This window comes from Streptomyces bobili, from assembly GCF_002154575.1.
Taxonomy (GTDB): domain Bacteria; phylum Actinomycetota; class Actinomycetes; order Streptomycetales; family Streptomycetaceae; genus Streptomyces; species Streptomyces bobili.
On record NZ_MUBA01000789.1, the window covers coordinates 1 to 1,679 of the forward strand.

The window sequence follows — 1,679 nt, forward strand, 5'->3', positions numbered from 1 at the left end:
CGTCGATGCCCTCGCCCAGCTGGAGGTCCATCAGGACGACGTCCGGGCGCAGCCTGCGGGCCAGCGCGAGGGCCTCCTCGCCGCTGCCCGCCTCGCCGACCACCTCGATGTCCGGGGCGCTGCCGAGCAGGGCCAGCAGACCGGCCCGTACGACGGCGTGGTCGTCGCAGACCAGGATGCGGATGGGGGTCATCTCGGCTCCAGGGGGATCGACGCCGACAGGGCCGTGCCCTCGCCGGGGGACGACTCGATCGTGAGGGTGCCGCCCAGCTGGCGCAGGCGGGCCCGGATCGCGGGCAGGCCGTGGCCTCGGTCGCCCGCCGGGCGGGTGGCGCCGGCCGGTACGTCGAAGCCGTGGCCGTCGTCCGTCACGTCCAGCATGATCTGGTCGTCCAGGCAGGTCAGGGTGAGGGCGGCGCTGCTCGCCCCGGCGTGTTCGCGGACGTTGGCCAGGGCGCCCTGGGCGATGCGGAGCAGGGCGGACTCGACCGGGGCGGGGAGGGGCGCGGACGGGGTGCCCTCCGTGTGGACCCGGACGGTGAGGGCGGGGGTCGTCTCGCGGTCGGCCAGGGCGCGCAGGGCCTGTTCCAGGCCGCCGCCCTCCGCGAGGTCGGCCGGGGTGAGGTCGTGGACGAAGCGGCGGGCCTCGGCGAGGCTGCGTTCGGCGATCGTGGCCGCGGTGCGCACGTGGTCGCGGGCCGTGCCGGGCGAGGCGTCCCAGAGGCGGTCCGCGGCCTGGAGCAGCATGCGCTGGCTGGAGAGGCCCTGGGCGAGGGTGTCGTGGATCTCACGGGCGAGGCGTTCGCGCTCGGCGAGGGTGCCCTCGCGGCGTTCGGTGGCGGCCAGTTCGCGGCGGGTGCGCACGAGGTCGTCGATCAGGGCGTCCCGGCGGGCCGACTGGCGGCGCATCACCACGAACACCGTGGTGGCGACGGCGGCCACGGCCGGGGGCGCCAGCAGGACGTTGGGGTCCGGCCAGCCCGCCAGCCTCAGCTGGGCCACGACCGTGAGAGCGGTGAGCAGGACGACCAGGGGGATCGCGGCGCCGGTCGCGAGGGTGCGCAGACCGGCGTAGAAGAGGGGGACCGCGCACCACGCGAAGCTCGGGGCGAGCAGGACCAGCACCGCCCACGCGGCGACCGTGGGGCCCAGCCAGGCCAGGCGGGTGAGGCGGGCACCGAGGGCCGGGCCGAGGACGTACAGCACGGCGAGCAGCGCGGAGAGGGCGATGATCCACGGGGTGCGGGGGTCGCCGGCGTGGCGGGCGAGGTAGCGGGCCAGGGAGGCGGCCAGGAGGACGAAGAAGGCCGCGTGCATGACGAGGGCGAGGATGCGGGTCTCGTCCCGGTCACCCGGCCGGCCTTCCTCGGCCCGGTCGGCACGGTTCATCGTCGTCGTCACCCTCTTTCCCCTCTCTCGCCTGTCGCGGCGCCTCTGAACTGGGCAAACACCTCCATTGTTGCCCCGTTGCGGGGATTCGGGGGTCGTCCGAACGGATGACCCCGGGGACGACCGGACCGTCGACCCGGAGCGGCCGGTCACGGCCACAGGATGGATTCCGGGAGACGCTCCAGCGCTCCCGCCCCACTCCGGTTCAGGAAGGCCGAACCAGCCATGCGTCACACCAGCACGCGTCACACCTCCCGCACCTCCCGCAGCCGTCTCCTCACCGGCGGCGC

At 75.2% G+C, this 1,679-nt stretch carries 2 protein-coding genes; both read right to left on the minus strand.

The window, feature by feature from the left end:
- Positions 1 to 193, minus strand: a 193-nt coding sequence (locus BZL64_RS37635; protein WP_143663445.1) for a response regulator transcription factor, incomplete at its 3' end; no start/stop codon positions are given.
- The gene (locus tag BZL64_RS37640; RefSeq protein WP_086773451.1) at positions 190 to 1,389 is read right to left on the minus strand and encodes a sensor histidine kinase; all 1,200 of its coding nucleotides are present in this window, start codon (positions 1,387 to 1,389) and stop codon (positions 190 to 192) included. The genes BZL64_RS37640 and BZL64_RS37635, both read right to left, overlap by 4 nt.
- Positions 1,390 to 1,679: the final 290 nt, after the last annotated feature.